The organism is Branchiibius cervicis, from assembly GCF_042661605.1.
GTDB classification, from domain to species: Bacteria; Actinomycetota; Actinomycetes; order Actinomycetales; family Dermatophilaceae; genus Branchiibius; species Branchiibius cervicis.
This window is the reverse complement of sequence record NZ_JBHSWJ010000002.1, coordinates 847,357-872,570: the sequence shown is the minus strand read 5'-3', so window position 1 is coordinate 872,570 and position 25,214 is coordinate 847,357. Positions and strand designations below refer to the sequence as shown.

General features: G+C 65.0%; 22 protein-coding genes and 2 pseudogenes. 14 read left to right on the top strand and 10 right to left on the bottom strand.

The window, feature by feature from the left end; translation table 11 throughout:
- Positions 1–30: 30 nt before the first annotated feature.
- From ACFQBT_RS04790 to ACFQBT_RS04780, 3 genes and pseudogenes are all read right to left on the bottom strand, one after another.
- Positions 31–1,052 (bottom strand): annotated as a pseudogene (locus ACFQBT_RS04790) (hemolysin family protein).
- Complete coding sequence (locus ACFQBT_RS04785) at positions 1,049–2,077, bottom strand: hemolysin family protein (RefSeq protein ID WP_377820788.1); 1,029 nt, start codon at positions 2,075–2,077, stop codon at positions 1,049–1,051. The pseudogene ACFQBT_RS04790 and the gene ACFQBT_RS04785 overlap by 4 nt, the downstream one beginning before the upstream one ends.
- Positions 2,032–2,358, bottom strand: a complete 327-nt coding sequence (locus ACFQBT_RS04780; protein WP_377820786.1) for a CNNM domain-containing protein — start codon at positions 2,356–2,358, stop codon at positions 2,032–2,034. The genes ACFQBT_RS04785 and ACFQBT_RS04780 overlap by 46 nt, the downstream gene beginning before the upstream one ends.
- A gap of 89 nt (positions 2,359–2,447) precedes the next feature.
- Here ACFQBT_RS04780 and ACFQBT_RS04775 point away from each other — a divergent pair, with 89 nt between their 5' ends.
- Genes ACFQBT_RS04775 through ACFQBT_RS04755 form a run of 5 tightly spaced genes read left to right on the top strand, consistent with a single transcriptional unit; the run spans position 2,448 to position 5,586 of the window.
- On the top strand, positions 2,448–3,224 hold the full coding sequence (locus ACFQBT_RS04775; protein WP_377820784.1) for an ABC transporter ATP-binding protein: 777 nt from the start codon (positions 2,448–2,450) through the stop codon (positions 3,222–3,224).
- On the top strand, positions 3,221–3,376 hold the full coding sequence (locus tag ACFQBT_RS04770; RefSeq protein ID WP_377820782.1) for a hypothetical protein: 156 nt from the start codon (positions 3,221–3,223) through the stop codon (positions 3,374–3,376). The genes ACFQBT_RS04775 and ACFQBT_RS04770 overlap by 4 nt, the downstream gene beginning before the upstream one ends.
- Positions 3,373–4,173, top strand: coding sequence for an ABC transporter permease (locus ACFQBT_RS04765; protein ID WP_377820780.1), 801 nt, complete (start codon positions 3,373–3,375; stop codon positions 4,171–4,173). Before ACFQBT_RS04770 ends, ACFQBT_RS04765 begins: the two co-directional genes overlap by 4 nt.
- Entirely contained in the window at positions 4,163–4,825 is a 663-nt protein-coding gene (locus ACFQBT_RS04760; protein ID WP_377820778.1) for a CYTH domain-containing protein, read from the top strand. Before ACFQBT_RS04765 ends, ACFQBT_RS04760 begins: the two co-directional genes overlap by 11 nt.
- Positions 4,804–5,586: a CHAD domain-containing protein gene (locus ACFQBT_RS04755; protein ID WP_377820776.1), complete on the top strand. Its 783-nt coding sequence runs from the start codon at positions 4,804–4,806 to the stop codon at positions 5,584–5,586. The genes ACFQBT_RS04760 and ACFQBT_RS04755 overlap by 22 nt, the downstream gene beginning before the upstream one ends.
- Positions 5,587–5,614: 28 nt before the next feature.
- On the opposite strand, the gene ACFQBT_RS04750 is transcribed toward ACFQBT_RS04755, so the two are convergent.
- Entirely contained in the window at positions 5,615–6,916 is a 1,302-nt protein-coding gene (locus ACFQBT_RS04750) for a hypothetical protein (protein ID WP_377820775.1), read from the bottom strand.
- A 264-nt stretch (positions 6,917–7,180) separates the two neighbouring features.
- Here ACFQBT_RS04750 and ACFQBT_RS04745 point away from each other — a divergent pair, with 264 nt between their 5' ends.
- The 3 genes from ACFQBT_RS04745 to ACFQBT_RS04735 all read left to right on the top strand — a co-directional run bounded on the left by ACFQBT_RS04745 (position 7,181) and on the right by ACFQBT_RS04735 (position 12,022).
- On the top strand, positions 7,181–11,113 hold the full coding sequence (locus ACFQBT_RS04745) for a multifunctional oxoglutarate decarboxylase/oxoglutarate dehydrogenase thiamine pyrophosphate-binding subunit/dihydrolipoyllysine-residue succinyltransferase subunit (RefSeq protein WP_377820773.1): 3,933 nt from the start codon (positions 7,181–7,183) through the stop codon (positions 11,111–11,113).
- Between the two features lie 66 nt (positions 11,114–11,179).
- Positions 11,180–11,353 carry a DUF6104 family protein gene (locus ACFQBT_RS04740; RefSeq protein ID WP_377820772.1) on the top strand — a complete coding sequence of 58 codons (174 nt, stop codon included), beginning with the start codon at positions 11,180–11,182 and terminating at the stop codon, positions 11,351–11,353.
- A gap of 99 nt (positions 11,354–11,452) precedes the next feature.
- On the top strand, positions 11,453–12,022 hold the full coding sequence (locus ACFQBT_RS04735; protein WP_377825352.1) for a GDSL-type esterase/lipase family protein: 570 nt from the start codon (positions 11,453–11,455) through the stop codon (positions 12,020–12,022).
- A gap of 12 nt (positions 12,023–12,034) precedes the next feature.
- Here the strand turns inward: ACFQBT_RS04735 and ACFQBT_RS04730 are convergent, their stop codons facing one another.
- The 5 genes from ACFQBT_RS04730 to rfbB form a co-directional block, all read right to left on the bottom strand.
- Positions 12,035–13,429, bottom strand: coding sequence for a sugar transferase (locus ACFQBT_RS04730; RefSeq protein WP_377820771.1), 1,395 nt, complete (start codon positions 13,427–13,429; stop codon positions 12,035–12,037).
- Between the two features lie 211 nt (positions 13,430–13,640).
- Positions 13,641–14,090 carry a glycosyltransferase gene (locus tag ACFQBT_RS04725; protein WP_377820769.1) on the bottom strand — a complete coding sequence of 150 codons (450 nt, stop codon included), beginning with the start codon at positions 14,088–14,090 and terminating at the stop codon, positions 13,641–13,643.
- A gap of 17 nt (positions 14,091–14,107) precedes the next feature.
- Positions 14,108–14,800 carry a DUF1972 domain-containing protein gene (locus ACFQBT_RS04720; protein WP_377820768.1) on the bottom strand — a complete coding sequence of 231 codons (693 nt, stop codon included), beginning with the start codon at positions 14,798–14,800 and terminating at the stop codon, positions 14,108–14,110.
- Positions 14,797–15,657, bottom strand: a complete 861-nt coding sequence (rfbD, locus tag ACFQBT_RS04715) for a dTDP-4-dehydrorhamnose reductase (RefSeq protein WP_377820766.1) — start codon at positions 15,655–15,657, stop codon at positions 14,797–14,799. Before rfbD ends, ACFQBT_RS04720 begins: the two co-directional genes overlap by 4 nt.
- Positions 15,657–16,655 carry a dTDP-glucose 4,6-dehydratase gene (rfbB, locus tag ACFQBT_RS04710; RefSeq protein WP_377820764.1) on the bottom strand — a complete coding sequence of 333 codons (999 nt, stop codon included), beginning with the start codon at positions 16,653–16,655 and terminating at the stop codon, positions 15,657–15,659. Before rfbB ends, rfbD begins: the two co-directional genes overlap by 1 nt.
- Positions 16,656–16,789: 134 nt before the next feature.
- Here rfbB and ACFQBT_RS04705 point away from each other — a divergent pair, with 134 nt between their 5' ends.
- The 3 genes from ACFQBT_RS04705 (at position 16,790) to ACFQBT_RS04695 (ending at position 20,816) form a co-directional block, all read left to right on the top strand.
- Complete coding sequence (locus ACFQBT_RS04705; RefSeq protein WP_377820763.1) at positions 16,790–17,392, top strand: glycosyltransferase family 2 protein; 603 nt, start codon at positions 16,790–16,792, stop codon at positions 17,390–17,392.
- 398 nt (positions 17,393–17,790) lie between these two features.
- Positions 17,791–19,131, top strand: coding sequence for an O-antigen ligase family protein (locus ACFQBT_RS04700; protein WP_377820762.1), 1,341 nt, complete (start codon positions 17,791–17,793; stop codon positions 19,129–19,131).
- Positions 19,128–20,816 (top strand): lipopolysaccharide biosynthesis protein, encoded by a 1,689-nt coding sequence (locus ACFQBT_RS04695; RefSeq protein ID WP_377820760.1) that lies wholly within the window; start codon positions 19,128–19,130, stop codon positions 20,814–20,816. The genes ACFQBT_RS04700 and ACFQBT_RS04695 overlap by 4 nt, the downstream gene beginning before the upstream one ends.
- A 63-nt stretch (positions 20,817–20,879) precedes the next feature.
- Here the strand turns inward: ACFQBT_RS04695 and ACFQBT_RS04690 are convergent.
- Positions 20,880–21,521 (bottom strand): annotated as a pseudogene (locus ACFQBT_RS04690) (glycosyltransferase); the annotation flags it as partial.
- A gap of 193 nt (positions 21,522–21,714) precedes the next feature.
- Here ACFQBT_RS04690 and ACFQBT_RS04685 point away from each other — a divergent pair.
- The 3 genes from ACFQBT_RS04685 to ACFQBT_RS04675 all read left to right on the top strand — a co-directional run bounded on the left by ACFQBT_RS04685 (position 21,715) and on the right by ACFQBT_RS04675 (position 25,057).
- A complete protein-coding gene (locus ACFQBT_RS04685) occupies positions 21,715–22,194 on the top strand; it encodes a hypothetical protein (protein ID WP_377820758.1) in 480 nt (159 codons plus the stop codon).
- 596 nt (positions 22,195–22,790) lie between these two features.
- On the top strand, positions 22,791–24,338 hold the full coding sequence (locus ACFQBT_RS04680) for a tyrosine-protein kinase domain-containing protein (protein ID WP_377820757.1): 1,548 nt from the start codon (positions 22,791–22,793) through the stop codon (positions 24,336–24,338).
- Positions 24,339–24,712: 374 nt separating this feature from the next.
- A complete protein-coding gene (locus ACFQBT_RS04675; protein WP_377820756.1) occupies positions 24,713–25,057 on the top strand; it encodes a hypothetical protein in 345 nt (114 codons plus the stop codon).
- Positions 25,058–25,214 lie beyond the last annotated feature (157 nt).

Below are 25,214 nucleotides of genomic sequence, written 5' to 3'. Positions count from 1 at the left end.
GATGACCACCACCCGCCGCGCCGGGACAAGCTACGCCTGCGTCGCGTCCGCCACTTCGCCGACCAGTTCCTCCAACACGTCCTCCAGGAACACCACACCGGTCGTCTCCCCGGTCGACGAGACGACCCGCGCCAGGTGCAGACCGGTCCGCTGCATGGTGAGCAGCACGTCCTCGACCTCGGCGGACGGCGTGACCGTGGCCAGGCTGCGGATCCGCTTGGGGGCACCGGCTCGTCGTACGCCTCATCGGTGGCGTAGAGCACGTCCTTCAGGTGCAGATAGCCCACCAGCAAACCGTCGCTGCCGACCACGGGGTAGCGCGAGAAACCGTACTCCGCCACCAACCGCTCGACGTCAGCCGGCGTGGCGCCCAAGGGCACCGTCACCAGTTCCGACACGGGCACTGCCACGTCCGAAGCCACGTGATCGCTGAATTCCAGTGCGTCGACGAAGCGTTCGTGTTCGGCCGACTGCAGCAGACCCTCGCGCGTCGACTCCTCCACGATCGTGCCGACTTCCTCGGCAGAGAAGGTCGAGGCCACCTCGTCCTTGGGTTCCACTCCGAGCCGCCGCACGAAGAACTTGGCGATCCACTCGACCAGAGCAATGACCGGACGAAGGAGCCGCGTGATCCACAGCAGCGGCGGTGCGAGCAGCAACGCCGCCCGGTCCGGTCCGGCGATGGCCAGGTTCTTGGGGACCATCTCACCGAGCACGACGTGCAGGTACATCACGAGAAGCAACGCCAGCAGCAACGCGATGCCACTGGCCCACGCATCCCCGAGACCGAGGGCATGCAACGGGGCTTCCAGCCAGTGGTGGATCGCATCCTCGGCCACAGCACCCAACAACACCGAGCAGATGGTGATCCCCAGCTGGGCGCACGTGAGCATCGAGGCGACGTTCTCGAACGCCTCCAGCGCCATCTTCGCCCGCGCGGAGCCCGCCGCAGCGAGGGGCTCGATCTGCGAGCGCCGGGCCGCCATGACCGCGAACTCGGCCCCGACGAAGAATGCGTTGCCGGCCAGGAAGAGCAGCGATAGCCAGATCATGACGGCGCACCCGAGGACGACTGCGACACCTGCACCCGGTCAACCCGACGGTGATCCATCGACAGCACCCGGACCGTCCATCCGTCGACGGAGACCTCATCGCCCACCCGCGGCACCCGGCCCACCGAAGCCATCACGAATCCGCCGACCGTCTCGTAGTTGGGACCTTCAGGGATGGGCGCTCCGATGCGATCGACCACCTCGTCGGGGCGCCACAAGCCGGACACCGTCCAGGTCCCGTCGGGCAGCATCCGGCCGGCGTCGCGCAGATGGTCGTGCTCATCGACGACTTCACCGACGATCTCCTCGATGACGTCCTCCAGGGTGACGACCCCGCTGGTGCCTGAGTATTCATCGACCACGATCGCCAGCTGCAGGCCGGAGGCGCGCAGCAACAGCAGCAGGGGATCCAGGCCGACCGTTTCCGGCACCATCACCGGCGGGATCATCAGGTCCGTCACCGGCACCGAGGCTCGTTCCTCAGGAGGTACGGCGATCGCGCGCTTGACGTGCACCACCCCGACCACGTCGTCCCAGTCCTGCCCCAGCACGGGGAACCGGGAATGGCCCGAGTGCCGGGCGGTGGCGACCACGTCGGCCGCGGACGCCGTACGTTCGATCGCCGTGCACCGCACCCGGGGGCTCATCACGTCGGCGGCCGATCGCTCACCGAAGTCCAGCGATCGCGCGAGCAGCCGGGCGGTGCCCTCCTCCAGGGTTCCGGCCTCGGCCGAGCGGCGTACCAGCGAAGCCAGTTCCTGCGGTGTGCGGGCACCGGAGAGTTCCTCCTGCGGTTCGACGCCCAGAGCGCGCAGGACCAGATTGGCCGAGCCGTTGAGAACGCTGATGACCGGCCGCACCATCGTGGCGAACAGGCGCACCGGCGGCGCGACGACCTTGGCAACCCGCAGCGGGGTCGAAATCCCCAGGAACTGCGGCACGAGTTCTCCGAAGATCATCGAGAAGAGGGTGGCGATGATCAGCGCCAGCAACGTCGACAGCGCCACCACCGACGTGTCGGACATTCCGAGGAGTGCAGCGGTGCTTCCAGCAGTTTGCCCAGCGACGGTTGGACCAGATAACCCAGGACCAGCGTGGTCAGTGTGATGCCGACCTGGGCGGCGGACAGTTGGGTCGACAGCGTTTTCAGCGACGGCAGGACGGTGCCGGCGCGCAGATCGCCGCCGTCGATGGCGCGTTGCACGGTCGGCCGGTCGAGGGCGACGAGGGAGAACTCCGCACTCACGAAGAGTGCGGTGCCAGCGGTCAGCGCCACCCCGGCGAGGACGAGAAGCCATTCGATCATCGCCGCCCATCGTCCCAGACCCGCAGGGATGTCGAGGCGGATGGTTGGATGGACAGGTCAGCAACCCCCACCTGCGAGAGGTGTCGCGTATGACCGACGACGCCGTCCCCGGACGCATCGTCGTTTCGGGGCTGGGCAAGACCTTCGGACGTTTCGAGGCGGTGAAGGATCTGAGCTTCACCGTCGAACCGGGCCGGATCACCGGCTTCCTGGGCCCGAACGGTGCCGGCAAGACGACGACGTTGCGGATGCTGCTGGGGTTGGTGCATCCCACCCATGGCACGGCGACCATCGGCGGATCCCGGTACGTCGATCTGCCGCACCCCACCCGGACCGTCGGCGCGTCACTGGAGGCCAACTTCCACCCCGGGCGGACCGGACGTAACCACCTGCGCGTCCTGGCGGCCGCCGGCGGCATCCCGGATTCACGGGTCGATGAGATGTTGCACCTTGTCGGTATCCCCGCTGCCGCCGACAAAGTGGCCGGCGGTTACTCGATGGGGATGCGCCAGCGCCTCGGCCTGGCCGGTGCCATGCTGGGCGATCCACAGGTCCTCGTCCTCGACGAACCCGCCAACGGCCTTGACCCCGAAGGCATCCGGTGGTTGCGGCAGTTCCTGCGCCACCTCGCGGGCGAGGGCCGCACCATCCTGATCTCCAGCCACCTTCTGTCCGAGGTCGAGCACACCGTCGACGACGTCGTCATCATCGCCAACGGCAAGGCGGTGCGCTCCGGTCCGATGGAGGAGATCCGCGGTGAGCCCAAGGTGCTGGTGCGTACGCCGGATCCCGGACCCTCGTCGAGGCGTTGGCCGCTCGTGGGGTCCAGTCGGCGACGGACCCCGACGGCACGATCCATGCGGTGACCGCCGATCTCGCCCTCATCGGCGACACCGCTCTGGCGGCGGGGGTTGCGGTGCACGAACTTCACAGGGAGCAGGCCGACCTCGAAGCCTTGTTCTTCGAACTGACCGAGGCTCCCGAGAACGCCAACCGCAATCTGGGGGCGGCATCGTGAACGCCCTGAAGTCGGAGATCCTGAAGATCTTCACGACCAAGTTGTGGTGGGGTCTGCTGATCGGCGCCATCATCGTCGCCGGCGGCATCTCGGCCCTGTTCGCGGCGCAGATCGGCACCGACCAGATGCGCGACACCGGCAGCGAGCTGAGCCGGATCAGCCCGGCGGCCGCCCAGAGCGTCTACTCCGCCGGTTTCCAAGCCACGTTGCTGCAACTGTTCCCGCTGGCTCTCGGCGTCTTGATCGTCACCGCCGAGTTCCGCCACAAGACCTGGACCGCAACGGTTCTGGCCACTCCCAGGCGCTGGCAGATCTCCGTCGCGAAGATGGGGGCGGCCGTGGTCGTGGGCGTCGTCTACGGCGTCGCCTGCGACATCGCCGCCGTCGTCGGCGGCGGCCTGGTCATGAAGCTGGCCAAGAACGGTTCCTTCTATCTCCACTCCGGCGACGTGTGGCAGACCCTGGCGTTGATGTTGCTCGTCTTCGTCATCTGGGTGCTGCTGGGCATGGGTTTCGGTCTGCTGTTGCGCAACCAGATCGCCGCGGTGTTCGTCGCGATCGGCCTGGCTTTCATCGGCGACATCGTGTTCAACGTGATCTTCCGGTTGCTGCACTGGGAAGGCGCCACGGCCTACCTACCGTCCTCGCTGACCAGCGCCACCCTGAACCCCCATCTGGCCGACATGCCGGAGCAACACTTCCTGTCCTGGTGGGCCGCCGCGATCGTGTTGACCGCCTACGGTCTCGGGTTGGCCGTGATCGGCTCGATCATCAACCAGCGTAAAGATGTCCTCTAAGCCGCGGCTGACGAAGCTCACCGAGATCGAACGCAAGTTCTCGGTCGCTTCGCCGGGCGCTGAACCGTCCTTCGAAGGCCTGGCCGGCATCGCGCGCGCCGAGCGCGACGAACCGGTCACGTTGGAGGCGAAGTACTTCGACACACCCGACCTGGATCTGCTGCAGCATCGGATCACGTTGCGCCGCAGGGCCGGCGGCGCCGACGAGGGGTGGCACCTCAAGCTGCCGGTAGCAACCGATTCTCGCTCGGAAGTCCACGCACCGCTCTCCCAGGAGCTTCCGGCACAGCTGCGTTCCCTGGTCGCCGCGATCGTGCGCGACCGCGAGGTGACGCCGCTGGCGACATTGCGGACCAGCCGCAGCATCACCCGCATCGTCGACGACAACGATGCCGTGGTTGCCGAGTTCGCCGATGACGAGGTCAAGGGCATCGATCTGCGCACCGCTCCCGACGCCGAAATACTGTGGCACGAATGGGAACTCGAGCTCGTGGGCACCAGCGACCAGGATCTGCTGGACCGGCTGTGCCGGCGCCTCATCGATGCCGGCGCCGAGCCGTCCACCTACCCGGCCAAGCTGGTGCACGTGGTGGGCCCCCACCGCACCGATCGACGTACGCCGATCCGACCGTGCGCGCGCTCGTCCGGTTGACCGACGACCTGGTCGAACGGGACAGGTGGGTGCGGGAGCACCGGCCGGACGGCGTACACCAGATGCGGGTGACCAGTCGGCGGATACGGTCCCTGCTGCGCAGCCACCCGGCGTTGCTCGCGCTACCCGGCGGTGAGCATCTGGAACGCGAATTGCGAGAGTTGGCAGCGACTCTCGGGGTCGCCAGGGACGCAGAGGTGCTGACGAAGCGATACCGGAAGGCGCTCGAGGACCTGCCCGAGGAATTGATCCGCGGTCGCGCCCACGACCGGTTGATCTCGAACACCGAAGCGGCGTACACCCGTGGGCTGCGCCGGGTGATCCTGGCCCTCGACAGCGAGCGATACTTCCGGCTGCTCGACGGCCTGGACGACTTGGCCGCCGCGGCGGTCGACGGCGACTTCAGCGCGGCCGCATCCGTGGCCCACGCCCGGCACACACTGCGCAAGGCCGCGAGGAAGGCTCGCCGCGAACCGTCCGATGAGCATTTCCATTCGGTGCGCAAGAAGGCCAAGCAGTTGCGCTACGTCGCGGAGGCCGCGGGCAAACACAAGGTGGCCAAGCGGGCCAAGGCCGTCCAGACCGTGCTCGGGGACCATCAGGACAGCGTCGTCAGCCGCGCTCACCTGCTGCAGGTGGCCGACAAAGCGGCCGCGGCCGGGGAGGACACCTTCACCTACGGCCTCCTGTGGCAGCGTGATCAGTTGGAAGCCGAACGCCTGGAGCACCGACTGCCGCACGTCATGCGTGGTCTGAAGTAGGTCTGCGGCCGAGGTTGTCGACCGCCGGTCAGGGCAGGACGCCGAGGCGGGACATCTCCTGCTGGAACCCGGTGATGACCGTGCGCAGCTCGTCCACCGGTTGCGGCCACAACCGGGCCGCCTCCCGCACTGCCTGGTCGACGTCGCCGCCGGTGTCGTCCAGCAGCGTGAGGATCGCCAGGCCCACCCCGTTCAACCGCATCGGTGAGGTCGAGCCACGCTCGGAGAGGCGCAACACGAACGACTCGTCGTCCGTCGCCGGCTCGTAGACCGCCCAGCGCTCACCCGGGGGTGAAGCGGTCGGCGTCGACCGCGACTCGGCGTGTGACGAGGAAGCCGGGTACGCAGGCACCGGCACCTGGTCCACGGCCCGCGCGGGGACCTTCGGATCGGCGCTGAGGTCCGGGTTCGGCGTACGACGAGCCGCCAGCCACCCCGTGCTCGCGACGTGGCGCACTGCGTGCGGCACGCGGGAGGCTGCGCGCACCAGGCGCTGCACGTACGCCTTCGCCGTGGGCAGGGCAGCGTCGGCGACCTGCGGATAGTCGATCAGAAGGTCCTCGCGCGAGGGCAGCACTGCCCGGTAGATCAACCGGAGCCGGTCGAGGCCGCGAGCTTCCGCGATGGCCACCAGCCAGCCCTCGGCGTTGGTGGGCCCGGAGTTGATCCTCCAGAGCACGAACTGCGCGGAGGGTTGCGCGGGGACCTCGATCTGCCAGCCCAGCGGATTCAACACCTCGGCCACCACCTCCGAGGCACCCGTGCGGCGGATCAACTCCCTGGTCGAAGCCCGATCGGCCTCGGACATGGCCGCGAACCGGTCGGTCGAACGGGCGACCTCCTCGGCGTTCTTGGACAGGTCGGGCGAGCGCAGCCCGTGCAGCAGGACGATCAGGGCGTGGGCCGGGTAGTCCGGTGCCCACAGCCCGACGCCTGCGACGTGGTGGCGTTCGCGATGCTGCCATAGGGCCTCGAAGACCGTGTCCGGGTCGGCGAAGAATCCCGGGAAACTCGTGTGTATGTCGATGTCGCAGGGCCACTCGGGATGCAGCAACGTCGTCGAGTGGGTGACGAACCGGGCGTGCGCCGCGGACTCCGGGCGGGGCTGCCAGCCGCGTGCCGCGAGCCCCGCGATCAGCTCCGGCGCCCGGTCGGCGGTGCACAGCACGTCCACGTCGCCGGGCACGTAGTCCTCGGCCCGCAGCCCTTGCGAGACCGCGACGACCCCTTTGATGAACAGGGCCGGCAACTGGAGTTCCTCGGCGACGTCGGCGACGAGGGCATGACCCAGTGACACCGCTGCCGCCAGGGGCAAGGTTGTCGTCGTCAAGCAGGTCACCTCGGTGGAAACGGGCCGCGGAAACCCCGGAATCGCAGCGTCGCCGATAACCGGCTCAGGCTAGCAGCGCGACCAGCCATTCATCGGTTGTCCGGACACTGGACGTCGCGGAACACCGGGGGCCTGCCTGTGCGTTGCCCGTATAGCACACCCGCACGTGGTGTGTGACCCTCCGGCGCCCAACCGCTAGGGTGGGGAAGGCAGTTGTCGGGCTCGAACCCGCACGAATTCACATGATGGAAGAGGCGCATTCGCGTGTCATCACAGTCCTCTGACCCCCTCGCCGCATTCGCAGGCAACGAGTGGCTGGTCGATGAGCTGTACGAGCAGTACAAAGAAGACAAGAACTCCGTGGACAAGGCGTGGTGGGGATTCTTCGCCGACTACACCCCGGGTGCCGGCGGCACGAACACCGCGGGCGGCGGCAGCACCAACGGGCACGCGACGAGCACCAACGGGCACGCGACGAGCACCAACGGAAGTAGCAACGGCCACGGCAACGCCGCAGGGCGCACCGCCACTGCAACCCCCGCGCCCGATGCCGCGGTGAAGACCCCGGAGCCGGTCGAGGTCGTGGAGAAGACGACGCCGGATGAAGATCTGGACCCCTCGGTCCAGCCCGTCGACGGCACCGAGGACGACCCTCGCGAGACCGAACAGCGTGCCGACGCGGTCAGCACGCAGGTTCTCGACCCCTCCGAGGCCGAGATCAGCACGGAACTTCCCGTCGCCCGCGACGGGATCGCCTCCCCTGAGGAGATCGAGCCGGCCGCCGACGAGCGGGTGCCGTTGCGTGGCGTTGCCGCGCGCATCGTCAGCAACATGGAGGCCAGCCTCGAGGTCCCGACGGCCACCAGTGTGCGCGCGGTGCCGGCGAAGCTGCTGATCGACAATCGCATCGTCATCAACAACCACCTGTCCCGCAGTCGCGGCGGGAAGGTGTCCTTCACCCACCTCATCGGCTACGCCATCGTCAAGGCCCTCAAGGTCGTGCCGGACATGAACTCCGCGCTGGGCGAGGACGACAAGGGCAAGCCGATCCTGGTCAAGCCGGGCCACGTGAACTTCGGCCTGGCCATCGATCTGACCAAGGACGACGGCTCCCGGACCCTCGTCGTACCCAACATCAAGGGCGCGGACGAAATGGACTTCGCTCAGTTCTGGGCGTCCTACGAAGCGATGGTCAAGCGGGCCCGGGACAACAAGCTCACGCTCGACGACTACGCCGGGACCACGATCTCGCTGACCAACCCCGGCGGGATCGGCACGGTGCACTCGGTGCCGCGGCTGATGAAGGGTGCCGGCGCGATCATCGGTGTGGGGGCGTTGGAGTACCCCGCCGAATGGGCGGGGGCGTCGGCCAACACGCTGAACAAGAATGGCGTGAGCAAGATCCTGACGCTGACCTCGACCTACGACCACCGCATCATCCAGGGCGCGGTGTCCGGTGAGTTCCTGCGCGTGGTCAGCGACTTGCTCCTCGGCGCGGAGGACTTCTACGACGAGATCTTCGCCGCTCTCAAGATCCCCTACGAACCCATCCGCTGGGTCCGCGACATCGACACCAGCCACGACGACGACATCTCCAAGGTCGCGCGGGTGCAGGAAGTCATCCACGCCTACCGCGTGCGCGGTCACCTGATGGCCGACACCGACCCGCTGGAGTACAAGCAGCGCCGGCACCCCGACCTGGACATCACCCAGCACGGCCTGACCCTGTGGGATCTGGACCGGGCCTTCCCGACCGGCGGATTCGGCGGTAAGCCGTTCCTGAAGCTGCGCGAGATCCTGGGCATCCTGCGCGATGCCTACTGCCGCAGCGTCGGCATCGAATACATGCACATCCAGGACCCCGAGCAGCGAGCCTGGATCCAGGCCAAGGTCGAGCGCGGCTACGAGAAGCAGTCTCCTGACGAGCAGCTGCGGATCCTGCGCAAGCTGAACGCCGCCGAGGCCTTCGAGACCTTCCTGCAGACCAAGTACGTCGGGCAGAAGCGGTTCTCCCTCGAGGGCGGCGAGACCGCCATCGCGCTCTTGGACCGCGTGCTGTCGGCCGCGGCCGATGACGGCATGGACGAGGTGTGCATCGGCATGCCGCACCGTGGCCGCCTCAACGTACTGGCCAACATCGCGGGCAAGTCGTACAAGCAGATCTTCCAGGAGTTCGACGGCACCCAGGACCCCAAGTCGGTCCAGGGCTCTGGTGACGTGAAGTACCACCTGGGCACCGAGGGTGAGTTCGTCTCCGACGCCGGCAGCAAGACCAAGGTCTACCTGGCGGCCAACCCCTCGCACCTGGAGGCGGTCAACCCCGTCCTGGAGGGCATCGCGCGGGCCAAGCAGGACCGCATCAACCTGGCCGGTACGGCGTTCACGGTGCTGCCCGTGCTGATGCACGGCGACGCAGCATTCGCCGGCCAGGGCGTCGTGGCCGAGACCCTGAACCTGTCCCAGCTGCGCGGCTACCGCACCGGCGGCACGATCCACATCATCGTGAACAACCAGGTCGGCTTCACGACCGCACCGAGCCAGTCGCGGTCCTCGACCTACTCCAGTGACGTGGCCCGGATGATCCAGGCGCCCATCTTCCACGTCAACGGCGATGACCCCGAAGCGTGCGTGTCGGTGGCCGAGCTGGCCTATGAGTTCCGGCAGAAGTTCCACAAGGACGTCGTCATCGACATGGTCTGCTACCGCCGCCGCGGTCACAACGAGGGTGATGACCCCTCGATGACGCAGCCGATGATGTACGAACTCATCGAGGCCAAGCGCAGTGTGCGCAAGCTGTACACCGAGGCCCTCGTGGGCCGCGGTGACATCACCAAGGAGGAAGCCGACGAGGCGCTGCGCGACTACCAGCAGCAGCTGGAGCGGGTATTCGCCGAGACCAAGGCGGCCAAGGCGGAACTGGCCGCGGCCCCGTCCGACAGCTCCCAGTCGACCGACGCGGCCGGGCACGGCGGCCTCGAACGTCCGCGCGCCCAGCAGGAGGACGACGCCCGCGAGGACCAGAGCGGTCGTTCGACCGCGATCAGCGTCGAGGCGTTGAAGAAGCTCGGTGACACGTGGGTCAACCCGCCGGAAGGCTTCACCATCCACCCCAAGCTGCAGAAGCTGATGGAGCGTCGTTCGGCGATGGTCTCCCAGGGCGGGATCGACTGGGCCATGGGCGAACTCATGGCGCTGGGCTCCTTGCTGATGGACGGCACGCCCGTGCGGTTGGCCGGTCAGGACAGCCGTCGCGGCACGTTCGTGCAGCGGCACGCGGTCCTGATCGACCACGAGAACGGCAACGAGTGGACCCCGCTGCGTTACCTGACCGATGACCAGGCGTGGTTGTGGATCTACGACTCGCTGCTGAGCGAGTACGCCGCCATGGGCTTCGAATACGGCTACTCCGTGGAGCGCCCGGACGCGCTCGTGTTGTGGGAGGCCCAGTTCGGTGACTTCGCCAACGGCGCTCAGTCGATCGTCGATGAGTTCATCTCCTCCTCCGAGCAGAAGTGGGCGCAACGCTCCTCCGTGGTGTTGCTGCTCCCCCACGGTTACGAGGGCCAGGGACCGGACCACAGCTCGGCGCGCATCGAGCGCTACCTGCAGATGTTCGCCGAGAACAACATGACGATTGCGCACCCGAGCACTCCCGCGTCGTACTTCCACCTGTTGCGTCGTCAGGCCTCGGCCCGGCCGCGCAAGCCGCTGATCGTGTTCACGCCCAAGCAACTGCTGCGGTTGAAGGCGGCGACGTCCAACCCCGAGGACTTCACCAAGGGCCGCTTCGAGCCGGTGCTACGGGACCAGAAGAAGCTGGACGCCGGCAAGGTGACCCGGGTGCTGATCGCCTCCAGCCGGATCGTCTACGACCTCGAGGCCGAGCGTGAGAACCGCGGTGACGACACCACCGCCATCATCCGCCTGGAGCAGCTGGCGCCGATCCCCGCCAAGGAGATCGCGGCGGCCCTGGAGGAGTACCCGCACGCGGAGATCGTCTGGGTGCAGGACGAGCCGAAGAACCAGGGGGCCTGGCCCTTCCTGGCGCTGAACCTGCCCGAGCAGTTGGAGCCGCTGGGTCAGTCCCGGCCGATCCGGGTGGTGTCCCGTCCCGCGGCGGCCTCACCGGCGACGGGCTCCGGCGCGAAACACCGCGCCCAGTTGGCCGAGCTGCTCAAGCAGGCGTTCGACCGCTGATTTCCGTACGGCGCGTGGCCGGCTTCCCTGCGGGGAGGCCGGCCACTCTCGCGATAGGTTCAGAGCATGTACTTCACGGACCGTGGCATCGAGGAACTTGCTGCCCGCCGTGGCGAGGACGAAGTGAGCCTGGAGTGGCTCGCGGACCAGTTGCGCACGTTCGTCGACCTCAACCCCGAATTCGAGGTACCCGTCGAACGCCTCGCATCCTGGCTCGCCCGACTCGACGACGACGAATGAACACTCGGAGGACCCTTCCGTGACTGACACCACTCACGAACCCGATTTCGCTCCCTCGCAGCATTTCGAGGTTTCCGGCGAGGATCGCCGCGCCACGATCTGCTTCGTCGGCGACTCGTTGGTCGCCGGTTACGCCGACCCCAAGGCACTCGGCTGGGTCGGCCGGGTCCTGGCTCGCACCCGCACTCCGGCGTCGACCTGCACGCCTACAACCTCGGCGTGGCCGGGGAGAACTCGACCGACGTGTTGGGCCGGTGGCAGGGTGAGGCCGCGGTTCGCTGGCGCGATTCCAACGAACGACGCCTGGTGATCGGTGTAGGCCTGAACGACCTTCGGGCCGGTTTGTCAACGGCACGCTCGCGCCTGAACCTGGCCAACATCCTCGACGACGCATCGAGCAGCGCGATCTCGACCTTTGTGGTGGGGCCGCCGCCCACGGTCGACGCCGAGACCAACGCGCGCCTGCAGACGCTGGTCGACGCCCAGGCCGATGTCTGCTCACGCCGACGGGTGACCTACGTCGACTGTTTCCGGCCGCTGCTGCAGCATGAGCAATGGAACGCCGATCTGGCTGCCACCGACGGCATCCACCCCGGCCAAGCGGGCTACGGCCTGATTGCCTGGTTGGTGCTGCACGCCGGGTGGCAGCATTGGCTGCACCTCGACTGAGCCTGTGGCCGCCTAGTAGGCGCCGTCGCGCATCAGCACCGCGCGAACGGTCTTGATCAGGATGAGGATGTCCCCGGCCAGCGACCAGTTCTCGACGTAGTACAGATCCTTGCGGACCGTTTCTTCCCACGTCAGGTTCGAGCGGCCACCCACCTGCCACGGCCCGGTGATACCCGGCTTGACGTTGAGTCGGCGTTTGACGTGCGCCTCGTAGGACTCGACCTCGGACGGCAGCGGCGGCCGCGGGCCCACCAGGGACATGTCACCGGATACGACGTTGAAGAGCTGGGGAAGTTCGTCCAGTGAGTACTTCCGCAGGAAGGCCCCGACCCGGGTGATCCGCGGGTCGTCGCGCAGTTTGAACAGCGCGCCGTGACCCTCGTTGAGATCCTGGAGATCGGCGAGACGTTCCTCTGCGTCGACCACCATCGAGCGGAATTTGACCATCTGGAAGAAGCTCTCATTGACCCCGACGCGGGTCTGCCGGAAGAAGACGGGGCCGGGGCTGTCCAATCTGATGATCAGAGCGATCAGCAGCATCAGGGGCGACAGGATGAGCAGGCCGATGACCGAGGCCACCAGGTCGAAGGCTCGCTTCGCGGCGAACCGCACCCCGCTGTAACGCGGCATCTCCACACTCATCAGCGGCAGACCCTCGATGGGACGCCAGTGGATCCGCGGGCCGGCAACGTCGGTCATCCGGCTCGCGAGCGCCAGGCTGATCCCGCTGCCCTCCATGCTCCAGGACAGTTGCCGCAACGAGTCGCGGTCCACCCGCGACTGGCCGGCGACGATGATCCCGCTGGCCCCCAGGCGCTTGGCGGAAGCAAGTGCTGTATCCATTGCGCCGACCTCGGGCACGATCTCACCGGTACTCAGCTCGAATCGGTCGGCGTCCTCCGCGCCAGTGGCCACTCCCGCCACCCGATAACCGGCGGCCGGGTGGCCGCCTACACGCGAGGCGACGTACCGCACCTCCTGCGGTGCACCGATGACCAGCACCGGATCGACGAACCGACCGCGCCCGCGTTGCCGGTTCAGCAACATCCGGGCGGTCGCGCGGCCGACCAGCAGCAGACAGAGCCCGAGGGGGAAGGCGACCGCGAGGAAGCTGCGCGAAATATCCAACTTGAAAACCATGGAGACAATGGCGAACAGCCCGAAGACCGAGAAGGTTGCGCGGATGACGCGACGGAATTCCTCCGAACCGAGCGCGAGGTACTCGGCTCGGTAGGTCTGGGCGCCCCACAGGCCCACCATCCAGCACACGATCAGCGCGACCGAGACCCATAGGTAGTCCAGCGTGCTGGCGGCGGCGACCGTCGGCTGACCGAACCGCAGCACGAAGGCGCAGGCGACGGCCACGGAGACAAGCACCAGGTCCAATGCCACGAGGCGGCTGCGCACCACGGAACGCCACGGGCTCGGGGCCTTCACTCTGCTGGTAGTAAATGCCCCGGCAACCGCGGCGGTGGACACTTGTGCCTCCACGACAGTCCTTTCCCCGACTTGGTTACGCAATCGTAAGTCCCCGTTCATCGCTACACCTAGAACTTGACCGAATAGAGCGCCTCTCCCAAGGAGCCGCAGGGGGACGCTGCCGGACATCGGCCAGTGACTAGGCGAACTCCGTAACGGACTCCTCCACTGATTCTTGACTGAGCTCTACCCGCAGGAGATCTTCGTACTGGGCCAGCACCGGTCCCCAACTGTAGAAGTCGTTGGCCCGCTCGCGGGCCTGCTTGGACATCTGCGCACGCAGTTCGGGTTCGGACAACACGGCGGTGATCTCTTGCGCGATCGCCGTCGCGTCCGGTGCCACGAAATGTCCCTCCGGGCCGAGCACTTCCCGGTTGAAGACCGAGTTGCGCGCCACGATGACCGCACCGCAGGACATGGCTTGGACCAGCGACGGATTGGTTCCGCCCACCGAGTGCCCGTGGAAGTAGACGCCCGCATTGGCCCAGAGCCAATTCAGGAAGTTGTCGTTCTTGACCTGACCGAGAAGGTGTACGTGGGGGCGCTCTGCCCGCAAAGCGAGCGCCGCGTTCCACAGCGGGTTGGTCACATCTCCACCGCCCACGATCACGACGTGCGCCTCGGGGGCAGCTCCCGGACCGCTTGCAGGAACAGATCGATCGAGTTCTCGGGCACCAACCGAGCTGCGACCATCACAAAGTTGCCGGGTTGCAGGCCTTCCACCGCGGCAGCCGGCGCGCTGTCGAGCGACGACATGTCGCATTCACCGCCATAAGGGATGAAGGTGGACTCCCGCTCGAACACCCGCTTCCAGTACGCCGCGATGTTGGTGGAGTCCGCAATCAACTGGTCGGCCCACCGGGCCGACGCCCGGGCACCGGCGAGGAACACCCGCTTGGCCTTGGGTCCCCATTTCTCGCGTTCCCATTCCAGGCCGTCGACGTTCATCACCACGGGGACGCCGCGGGCTTTGAGCGCGGGCAGGAAGAACCCGTTCGCGACGTTCATCACCAGGGCGACATCCGGTTTGCGAGCTGCGGCCGCCGCCGTGGCGGTCATGCCGTAGGAGAGGGTGCTGAGTGAGGTGGTCTCCACCCCCGGGGTGAAGCGGACGGTGATGCGCGGGTCTGCCTCGGCGGGGACAGTCTGACCCGGGCGCGAGTACACCTCGACATCCCAACCGCGCTCCCACAGGTACGGCGCGAGGTGACGCACCAGCGTCTCGAACCCGCCGTAGTAGCTGGGGTAGCCGCGAGTGCCGATGATGGCCACTTTCGGGCGGCGCTCGGCGGCGCTCATCGTGTCGCCGCGAGGTCGACGTGGGCCAGAAAGCGCGTGAGCGCGTCCTCCCAGGTCGGCAACGGAGCCAGATCGGTTACGGTCCACCGGTCGTGCGACAGCACGCTGTACGACGGTCGCGCCGTTGCGCTTGCATACTCGGCGAGCGTGGTCGGCCGGACCCGGGCCGGATCGTGCCCGAGTTTGTTGAAAATGGCGCGGGCGAATTCCCACACGGTCGTCTCTCCACTGGACGTGCCGTGCCACACGCCGTACGGCGCATCGGCGTCCACCAGCCGGACGATCGCCTGGGCCAGGTCAATCGTCCACGTCGGTTGGATCCATTGGTCATTCACAACCTGTACAGTGTCGCGCTCCCGCGCCAGCCGTGCCATCGTCTTGACCAAATTGGGTCCGTGCTCGCCGTAGAGGTAGGCGGTTCGCACGACGTAGTGCTGGGTGCAGCAGGCGCGGACCGCCCACTCCCCTGCCGCCTTCGTCCGCCCGTACGCCGTTCGTGGCGCGATCGGCGCATCGACGGGTGCGGGCGTGTGGCAGGACCCGTCCAGGACGTAGTCGGTCGAGACCTGCACCAGTGTGCTGCCGGACGCTTCGCAGGCTGTCGCGAGATTCGCGGCTCCGACCGCGTTGATCGTGAACGCTTCTGCCTCATGGGTTTCCGCCGCGTCGACCGCCGTCCATGCAGCCGCGTTGACGACGACGTCGAATCCGGTTACCCGGTCCATGACCTGCTGGTGATCGGTGATGTCCAGGTCGGCGTGCGACCAGGCGGTGACGTCGTGCGGAGAATCCTTCAACGTCGTGACGAGGTCGGTGCCCAGCATCCCGCTGGCGCCGACCACGAGCCAATGTGCCATCAGATCGCGCCCGCCGTCGCATACCGGTACTCGGTGGCGTCCTTCTCAGGTCGCCACCACGCCTCGTTGGAGCGGTACCAGTCGATGGTGGCGGCCAGTCCCGACTCGAAGTCGGAGTACTGAGGACGCCAGCCCAGCTCGGTGCGCAGCCGTGTCGAATCGATGGCGTAACGCCGGTCGTGGCCCGGGCGGTCCACCACATGGTCGAAGTCCTGCGGATCCTTGCCCATGCCGGCCAGGATCAACCGCACGACATCGAGGTTGTTCTTCTCGCCGTCGGCACCGATCAGGTAGGTCTGCCCGATCTGGCCGCGCTCGATAATGGTCCACACCGCACTGTTGTGGTCATCGACGTGGATCCAGTCGCGCACGTTCAGTCCGTCGCCGTAGAGCTTGGGCCGCTGGCCGTCGATCACATTGGTGATCTGGCGCGGGATGAACTTTTCCACGTGCTGGCGGGGGCCGTAGTTGTTCGAGCAGTTGGAGATAGTGGCGCGTACGCCGAACGACCGCACCCAAGCACGCACCAGCAAGTCACTGGCGCCTTTGGTGGATGAGTACGGGCTCGAGGGGTTGTAGGCCGTGGTCTCGGTGAAGCGAGCAGGGTCGTCAAGCTCCAGGTCGCCGTACACCTCGTCAGTGGAGATGTGGTGATAGCGCACGTCGTGGTCCCGGACGGCCTCCAACAAATTGAAGGTGCCCACGATGTTGGTGGCGACGAAGGGCCAGGGTTCACGGAGTGAGTTGTCGTTGTGCGACTCCGCTGCGAAATGCACGACCACGTCGTGCTCACCGACCAGACGGTTGACCAGTTCGCGGTCCGCGATATCGCCCTTGACGAAGCGGATGTCGTCCTCGACGCCCTGGAGGGACCGCAGCGTTCCCGCGTAGGTGAGGGCATCAAGGACGGTCAGACGAACCTCAGGGAACATCTGCCGGGTCAGATGGACGAAGTTGCTGCCGATGAACCCGGCACCGCCGGTGACGAGCAGGCGCATGCACATAACTCCTGGTGGATTTTTTGGGGCCCCGCAAGAATACGTCACCCTGACTCGGCAACCTCCCGGTTCCGTGTGATATGGCCACAGTCACGCCGTCGTACCGGCCTTGTCGCCGTAAACTGCCCCACGACATGTCTGCCGAATCTCCCCTGATCCTCTCGATCAGCGTGCTCACCTTCCGGCGCCCGGAGCAACTGACCGAGCTGCTCCCCTTGCTGTTCGAGCAGGCAGAACGGCTGGAAGCCGCCTACCCGGGGCGTTTCGAAATCGGCGTTCTCGTGGTCGACAACGACCCGGACGCCTCGGCCGGGCCGGTCGCCGATGCCTACGCGGATCGCTCCGACTTCCGCTACGTCGTGGAACCGCGACCGGGCATCTCCGCGGCCCGGAACCGGGCGCTGAGTGAGAGCGCGCAATCCGACCTTCTGATCTTCATCGACGACGACGAGCGCCCCAGCACCGATTGGCTGCCGCTCATGGTGCGCACCTGGCTCGAGAGCGGGTCGGCAGCGGTCGCCGGGGCGGTGCAATCCACCTTCGACCCGCCGCTGGATCCCTGGATCGAGGCAGGCGGGTTCTTTACTCGCCGCCGCCTGCCCACTGGCACCATCGTCGAGGTGGCTGCCACCAACAATCTGCTGCTGGACCTGCGCCGAGTGCGAGACCTGGGACTGACCTTCGATGAAAAATTTGGGCTGACGGGGGTGAGGACACCTTGTTCACCCGCGCACTGACGGCTTCGGGTTCCACGATTGCGTGGTGTAACGAGGCGATGGTGACCGACGTCGTACCCACCGACCGCGCCACCCGGCGGTGGGTACTCCTGCGTGCGATGAGCCTTGGTAATTCGTTGGGTCGCGTTCAGGTGTACCAATCCTCAAGCTGGCTAGAGCGTTCGAAGGCCCGCGCTGTTGCAGGTACGTCAGGCCTCATCCGCGTCGCCGGCGGTCTGGCCACTGCTGCGGCCGGGGTGTGCTCGGGCTCGGTGCGCCAGCGAGCCGGGGGATTGCGCACCGCGGCGCGGGGCGTTGGATTGGTCAGCGCAGCGGCGGGTTACGTCTACCAAGAATACCGACGCTAAGCAGCCGTCTCACGGCGTGTGGCGGACACTTAAAGAACACCGACCGGGCAGATGAAGGAAGCAACCGTGCAGAATCACGTCGAGGACGATTTGGGGTGGCTGCGGTCTCGACGCTTCTTAACCCTGGCCTTGTTCTTCACGGTCAGTGCGTGGTTCTTCGTACCGCGGTTCATTCAGACCCTACAGGCAGCCAAGACCCGCAACATGCTGGGCGAGTCGAACCTGGTGATCACGCCGCTCACCGACCTCAGCCAGCGAGCACTCTTCTATGCCACCATTTTGGTCTGTCTATGGGTGATCGCATTCCGCTGGACCGCGTCGCCCGCCTCGCGCGGCACCGCTCTCGTGTTGTCTCTCGCGCCAGGCGCCTACATGTTGATCCAAGGTGAATACGTTGGGGTGGGGGTGGATAACGCCGCGTTCGCGGTGCCATTGACAATCATTGCGCTCTGGGTTCTCCGCCCGCGGATCCAGGACCTGGCTATCCTCGGATACCTGGTCGGGGTGGTTTGTATGGTCAGCGTCATCCTCGGATTCGTACTACCCGATCACGCCATCCTCCGGTCGAGTTACACGAATAACGCGATCGTGAGCGACAAAGAGATACTCCCTTGGGGCCTATTGGTGGGCATCTTTACCGACAGCAACAACTTCGGTCAGTTCATCGCCACAGGATTGCCATCGGTCTTACTCATCCGGCGGCGGCGGACCAGATGGTTCGTGCTCGCGGTCAGTTTGTTCGCGTTGGTTTGGACGGCGTCTCGCGGATCAATGGAGGCAGTGGTGGTGAGTGCCGCACTGACCGCCGTAGTTGCACGATGTCACCAAAAGCGGAAGGCGGCGGTCGCGACCACCGGCTGCATTTTGCTGTTTGTGTTCGGTGCGATACTGCCCTTTCTAGTACACGAGCCAACGGCATTCACCAACCGCGGGGTGATCTGGATGCAGTCCATTGATGCCTGGCAATCAGCTCCGCTTTTCGGGCTTGGAGCAAACTGGTTCACCGTCATCGGGTCATCAACCGCGTCCCTAGGTCCCAACGTCTTTCACGCGCACAACCAGTTCCTTCAACTCTTGGTCACCGGCGGAATTATCTACGCGGTTTTGGTCGGCATGATGCTGGTTGCGGCATGTGTATGCGCTGGGCGCCTCGCCGGCCATGGCAGCCTGTCACCCACCGGGTTTTTAGCGGCCCTTGCGGGTGTGTGCGTTTTCGAAGTGTCATTGGTCATTGTGGATAACCGGCTACTTTTCCCAGTCGTGGTTCTGCCGTTGGCGACAATTCTCTTTACGAGAGACCTCGATACCCCGCTCGCTACCACGGCAACGGCAGGGACTTCCCCAATGCCTGTGCGCGCTCAGTACAGAACGTCGCTGGAGCCGAAGCGATGAGCCTCGCGACGGTGGCTGTCCGTGGTGCCGGCGTCTCCTTGGCGGGACAACTGGTGCGACTCCTGTTACAGGTGGGCTCCCTGACTGTTCTAGCTCGCCTCCTCTCCCCGGAGGACTTTGGCTTGGTGGCGATGGTGACGGCCATTACCGGCGTCGCGGAGCTGCTTAGGGACTTCGGCCTGTCTTCGGCTGCAATTCAAGCCAAAGAACTCAGCGACGATGAGCGCACGAATCTGCTGTGGATCAACACAGGCATAGGGTTAGTTTGCGCGATTATCGCGGCAAGCTCGGCTCCGTTATTTGTCTCCCTCTATGGGAACGAGAAGGTCGGGCCGATCGTCCTTGTGCTCTCCAGCTTGTTTGTCGTCAGCGCCTTCAATACGCAGTTCTGGGCAAATCTAAGTCGTAGTCTTCGGTTTAACGCGCTAGCGGTAACGGGGGTCACCGCTCAAGCCGTTGCCGTGGCGACGTCGATCACAATGGCTGTGCTGGGTTTCGGATATTGGTCGATTGTCGGCCAGCAAGCGGCTCTCGTGATTACGACCTGCGTGATGAACGTACTCCAATCTGGATGGTGGCCCGGCCGATACCGTCGCTCGGTGTCAGTTCGGCGTTTTTTCCGTTTCGGCGGTGGGGTTCTTGGTGTTCAACTGCTCGGCTACGCCACCAACAACGTCGACAACATTGCTTTGGGTGCTGTGTGGGGAGCGCAGCCCGTGGGTCTATATAGTCGAGCCTTTCAATTGATGATGGTGCCGATGCAGCAGATCAACGATACAATGGCTCGAGTCACTCTGCCTGTTTTGTCGCGTGTCCATGAGGACCAGCGCACATACGTTCGATACGTTCAGGGGTCTCAGCTCATTGGCTGCTATTTCCTTGCAACTTGCTTCGCCATGGCCGCAGGAATGGCTCACCCCTTGGTCCTTACGTTATTTGGTAAACCCTGGGAGGCGGTTACCCCCATCTTTATTGCGATCGCAATAGGCGGGATGTTTCGTGGAATCGGACAAGTTTCTTACTGGATGTTTTTATCACGCGGCAAGACCGGTGAGCAGCTGCGACTCTTCTTGGTAACGGGACCGCTCATGATCGTCATGCTGATCGCGGGGCTTCCGTGGGGTCCGATCGGAGTGGCAATCGGACACTCTGTCGGCCACTTGACCTATTGGCTCCTGTCGCTCTGGCGAGCGGGGAAGGTCGTCGGCGTTCCCCGTGCTCCGTTGTTCTGGCAAGCCACCCGTTCGATTTTCGTCGTATCCGGGCCGGCTGGCCTGGCCGCGGCGGCCGGTCAGTTGATCGTCCACACGCCTCTCGCTCAAATCGGGCTTGGGCTGGCGTTCACCGCGGCGTACCTCTTGATCATTACGCGACTGCTACCGACGGAGCACCGCAACGTCATGATGATCCTCGACCGGCTGGGCATCCGACGCCGGCTACGTCGATCGAGCGCGACTGACCCTACGCATGAAACGTCGCCCGGGGGCTCGTTGGTACTCCTGGATTCGCAACCCCCAGAGGCCACTCAAGAGTCCAACACCTCGAGCAGCTTCGCACTGAGCATGTACCCGCAGGACGAAGTCCTTGGCGACCGCCGCCCGAGCGGCACTTACCCCGGCTCGCAGCAGGATGCCCACAGCCCTGGAACTAAGCGTCAGGCGCACAACAGACCGAACGAGCGCTGAGCCCGCCATATCCAAATGAATTCGACCCCACGTGTTCGCCGCGCTTCGTATTCTACGCCGTACCCACATGGGGGTCGCCCGATCGGCAGGGACAAACTCTGTAACTTCCGCGCCATCTTCCCAGCGAATCTGTTCACCTCTACGGACGAGCTCATACGTAAGTCTCGTATCCTCACCGAGAGTTAGATCAAACGTTCCGGTACTGAACTTCAGATTCAGCCGCCGCAGCACCCTTAAATCGAGCAGGAGGTTATTCGTCGCCGCACCGCGCATAATCTCCCCGCTAGGCAGATGACGACGATCAAAATGCCCAGACGCGCGAACCCATGGGCTGACCGGGGCTTCAAAATGTGACACCACGGGACCGGTGACCGCGGCGCAACGGTAAGCATCCCACGCCCTGAGGAGGGCTACCAGCCAATCTTCCCCCGGAACCTCATCATCATCGATGAACACCAGAAGGTCGGCATCGTGTGCAGCGGCGAGCGCACGATTTCGGGCGGCGGCTATGCCCGGTTGCGGCTCATGCACATACCGCACTAGGGGAGATGGCCACGCAGCGACGGCCAATCGAGCGGACGCACCAGGATCATTGTCGATGACCAATACGCTGGCGTTATGACTCGCACCCCGAACCTGTTCCACCACGGGAGGAAGCACTCGGGCGAGGCCGTCGGGACGCTGATACGTCAGGACCGCGACCACAAAACGTTCAGCAATCACATTGGAGTCGGCCAACGCGACTCTCGGGTCCGACACGGGCAGAAACTCCTCCTCAGCTGGTAACGCACGGGCAAGTCTCTCACGGCGCCAGCCGCCTTGCCCGCTGACCGTCGACAGACTTCTGCGCTCCCCATTCCGCAAGCTCGCGCATGCCGTCTCCGGTAGACTCTCGACGGTGAAGGCGAATGAGATTGGTCAGAACCCGTGGACGCGCGAGCAGATGACCGCGGACGTTCAAGAATTCGCTGAGTTGTACTCAAAGCGACCGTTGCAGCAAAATACCGGTGGCATGGGCGCTCCTCATATGTTCGCAACATGGTTCATCGCTCGTCGACTTGCGCCAGAATTCATCGTTGAGAGCGGCATTTGGCGTGGCCAGAGCACGTGGCTGCTCGAGCAGGCGTGTCCGGACGCAGAAATTCATTCTATCGATCTCTATCTCGACAAACGAATATACATCTCCCCCAGAGTTCATTACCACGACTCAGACTTTACTGAGATAGACTGGACTGATATTGCGGGCCCTCGTGCACTGGTGTTCTTCGACGACCATCAAGACGCCTACAACCGACTGATGCAATCTTACTGGTTCGGGTTCGAACATGTTATTTTCGAAGATAATTACCCCCTCGGCAAGGCGATTTCTACTCGCTAAAGAAGGCATTCGCGGGAAGTGGTTTCGGAAAAACGTCCGCCGAGGACGCAAGTAGGCGCTACAGCAGTCTTCCAGCCCGCCTTGTCCGTAAAGCTGGCGTCATTGCTCAACGATTCGGCGCCACTGAACTATCGGTGATTCCGCAGTACTCACGCAAGAGCGTTGCCCCGAATGATATTGACTCGAAGTACCTACGTCAGCGACTACAGACCTACCTTGAATTCCCACCGCTGTTCGACACGGGAGCCGACACGGTAGAGCCCCTCTTTGACGAGTCGTGGGCTGCTCGATTTCCTGAGCTCTACCAGGAGCGAACACAATACAATTATCTGTGTTACGCCCGACTGAACCGCAGTTAGTTTACGTTGCCCTCTCAGCTGTCTCAACGAACGTGAGGGCTGATGGACTCGCGGCGCGCCCCACCCCAAGGGTGGCTCCCCGCTGGTCACGCCTAGCTGGACCTACTGGCTCGCGAGGGCGAGCGGCTCGCGCTCACGGGTGGGCCGACGAGGGCCGGTAGGCAACCGCCGCCGCAGCAAGTAGACGGAGCTCTTCCCAGGGCCGAAATCGGGTCTGCGCCTTGTGATGATTCGGTCGTGGTGAGGATCACCACGACCGAAGCGCTGACGGGCGGTATCATCAACAGGATTTTCCACGCTCGTGTCGTCGCCGACTCGGTCGAGACCGACTCGGTCGAACGTGCCGCCATAACCAGGAATGGGTGTTTCGTGAAGCTTCCAGCTGTACTCCGTAGTATACGGAAGCGCTGGCTTGCAGTGGTTGCTCTGGCTTTCCTCGGCGTCGTTCTCGCGGCGATCGTCACCTCCCGCATCCCCGCCCAGTATGCGAGCCGGGTCACGTTTTTCGTGTCGACGCCCGTTTCTTCGACATCGCAATTGTTCAACGCCAGCCAGTTCGGCGCAGACCGTGTCAATTCCTACGTGAAATTGGTCGGTAGCGACGAGCTGGCGCGCAGAATCGTCAAGGCTCAGCATCTCGGCGACGACCCCCACCACGTCGCTTCTCAGCTGTCGGCGACCGCTGATCTGAACACCGTCCTCCTCACCGCCACTGCCACCGGTCCCACCCCAAGCATGGCTGAGTCGTTGGCACGTGGAATCCAGACCCAGTTGGGTCCGCTCGTCCAAGAACTGGACGTCACTCCCGCATCGAAAACACCAGCCGTCGAGCTGAGTGTGGTGACAGGACCGACAGAAGCCGTTCAGACAGATCCCAAGCGCAAGCTCAATCTGTCTGTTGGGCTCCTTCTTGGGCTGCTGGCGGGACTGGCGTGGGCGCTGCTGCGAGAAATGACCGACACGTCCGTCAAGGCTGTGGACCAGCTGGGAGACGTCTCGGGCCAGCCGGTGCTGGGAACGGCGAGCCTCGCGTCGCGAGGCTCGAACCCGTTGATGCCGCGCGATGACGGCTACAACCCGCTCGCCGAGGAGATCCGGCAGATCCGGACTAATCTGCAGTTCGTCAATGTCGACCGGCCACCCAAGGTTATTGCGGTCTCGTCAGCCGTCAGCGGCGACGGCAAGACGACCATGTCTATTGATCTTGCAGCAGCATTCTCTGAGGGCGGACAACAGGTTCTGCTCGTAGACGCCGACCTTCGCCGTGGACAGGTTGCGCGCTACCTGGATCTCGATGGCACGGTCGGGCTTTCTGACATCCTGGCCAACCGGGTCGAACTCGACGATGTGATCATCGAGAAGCAGCCCCACTTGTGGGTGATCCCGTCGGGCACCGTGCCGCCCAACCCCGTCGAGCTGCTGGACAGTAGGCACATGAGCACGTTGCTCAATGAGATGTCGGAGCGCTTCGACATCGTCATCGTGGACACCCCGCCGGTGCTCCCGGTGACCGACGGCGCTGTGGTTGCCAGTAAATCGGATGGGGTGATTCTGGTAGCCCGTCACGGAGTGACCAAACGCGCCCAGGTCGAGGAGGCGACGGCCGCTGTCAACGCAGTGAGGGCGCAATGCCTGGGCTGGATCCTGAACCAGGTCCCGCGTACCCGCCGGGATCGAAGCTACTACTCCTACCAATCTGCAGCCTCGCCGTCCACGATGGGATCTTCCGTGAAGACTGACGACTCCCTCGCGGAAGCGTCGAAGACCGGTTCCAGAAAGAAGTAAACGGACGGTAAGCGTGTCGCTCGCCGCTTACAGTTGCGTTCATGGTTCTGCGCACGTTCCGCCACCGTCGCTCGTCGTATGAGGCCGTGCTGGCGGGAGTCATTGCAGTGGCCCTCAGCGGCTTAGCCGCTTGCTCGTCGGGTGGCGACGGCACCTCCTCGCCGACGTCCCCGGCAGCGACCGTTTCAAACCCGACCTCGAGCACGTCGAGCGGGGACCCGGCAACGAACGTTGGGGGCACCTCAGGGCCGACGGCTTCCCCGACGAGCACCTCGCCATCTAGCGAGCCGACCAGCGTGCCGGCGCCATCTGGCACGCAGCCTGCCAGCGGCCCGACCGTACCGATCACCAGCGTCGCTACATTCGACGGCAAGGTGACCGGCCAGATCGACAAAATTGCTGACGTCACCGCGTCGGGCACTGGTGCCGGTCAGACCAAGGGGCCGGGCTTAGCGCTAACGATCACCATCAAGAACGCATCTTCAGCGCCGATCGACCTCAGTTCCGCGGTGGTCAACCTCGCCATCGGTGCGGCAAAGACCCCTGGGGATCCGGCTGACGGACCTCCCGCAAGACCCTTCAAAGGTTCCGTGAAGTCCGGCGAGTCTGCCACGGCGGTCTATGTGTTCCGGGTCGACCAAACCCACGGCGCCCTCCTGGTGACCGTCAGCTACTCCCCGGTTGCCCCAGCGGTGACCTTCACCGGATCGAAGGCCTGATCTTTCTGCCCGAAGCACGGTGTTGCACGACGGGCTCGGCGCCGCAACACCTCCCTATATCGTCCTTCCGGTCGCCGTTCAAGGAACTGGCCCAATCACTTTCCACCAATTTCGCCAATTTGGTCGGATCGGCCCACGCGACGTCCTAAACTCGCCC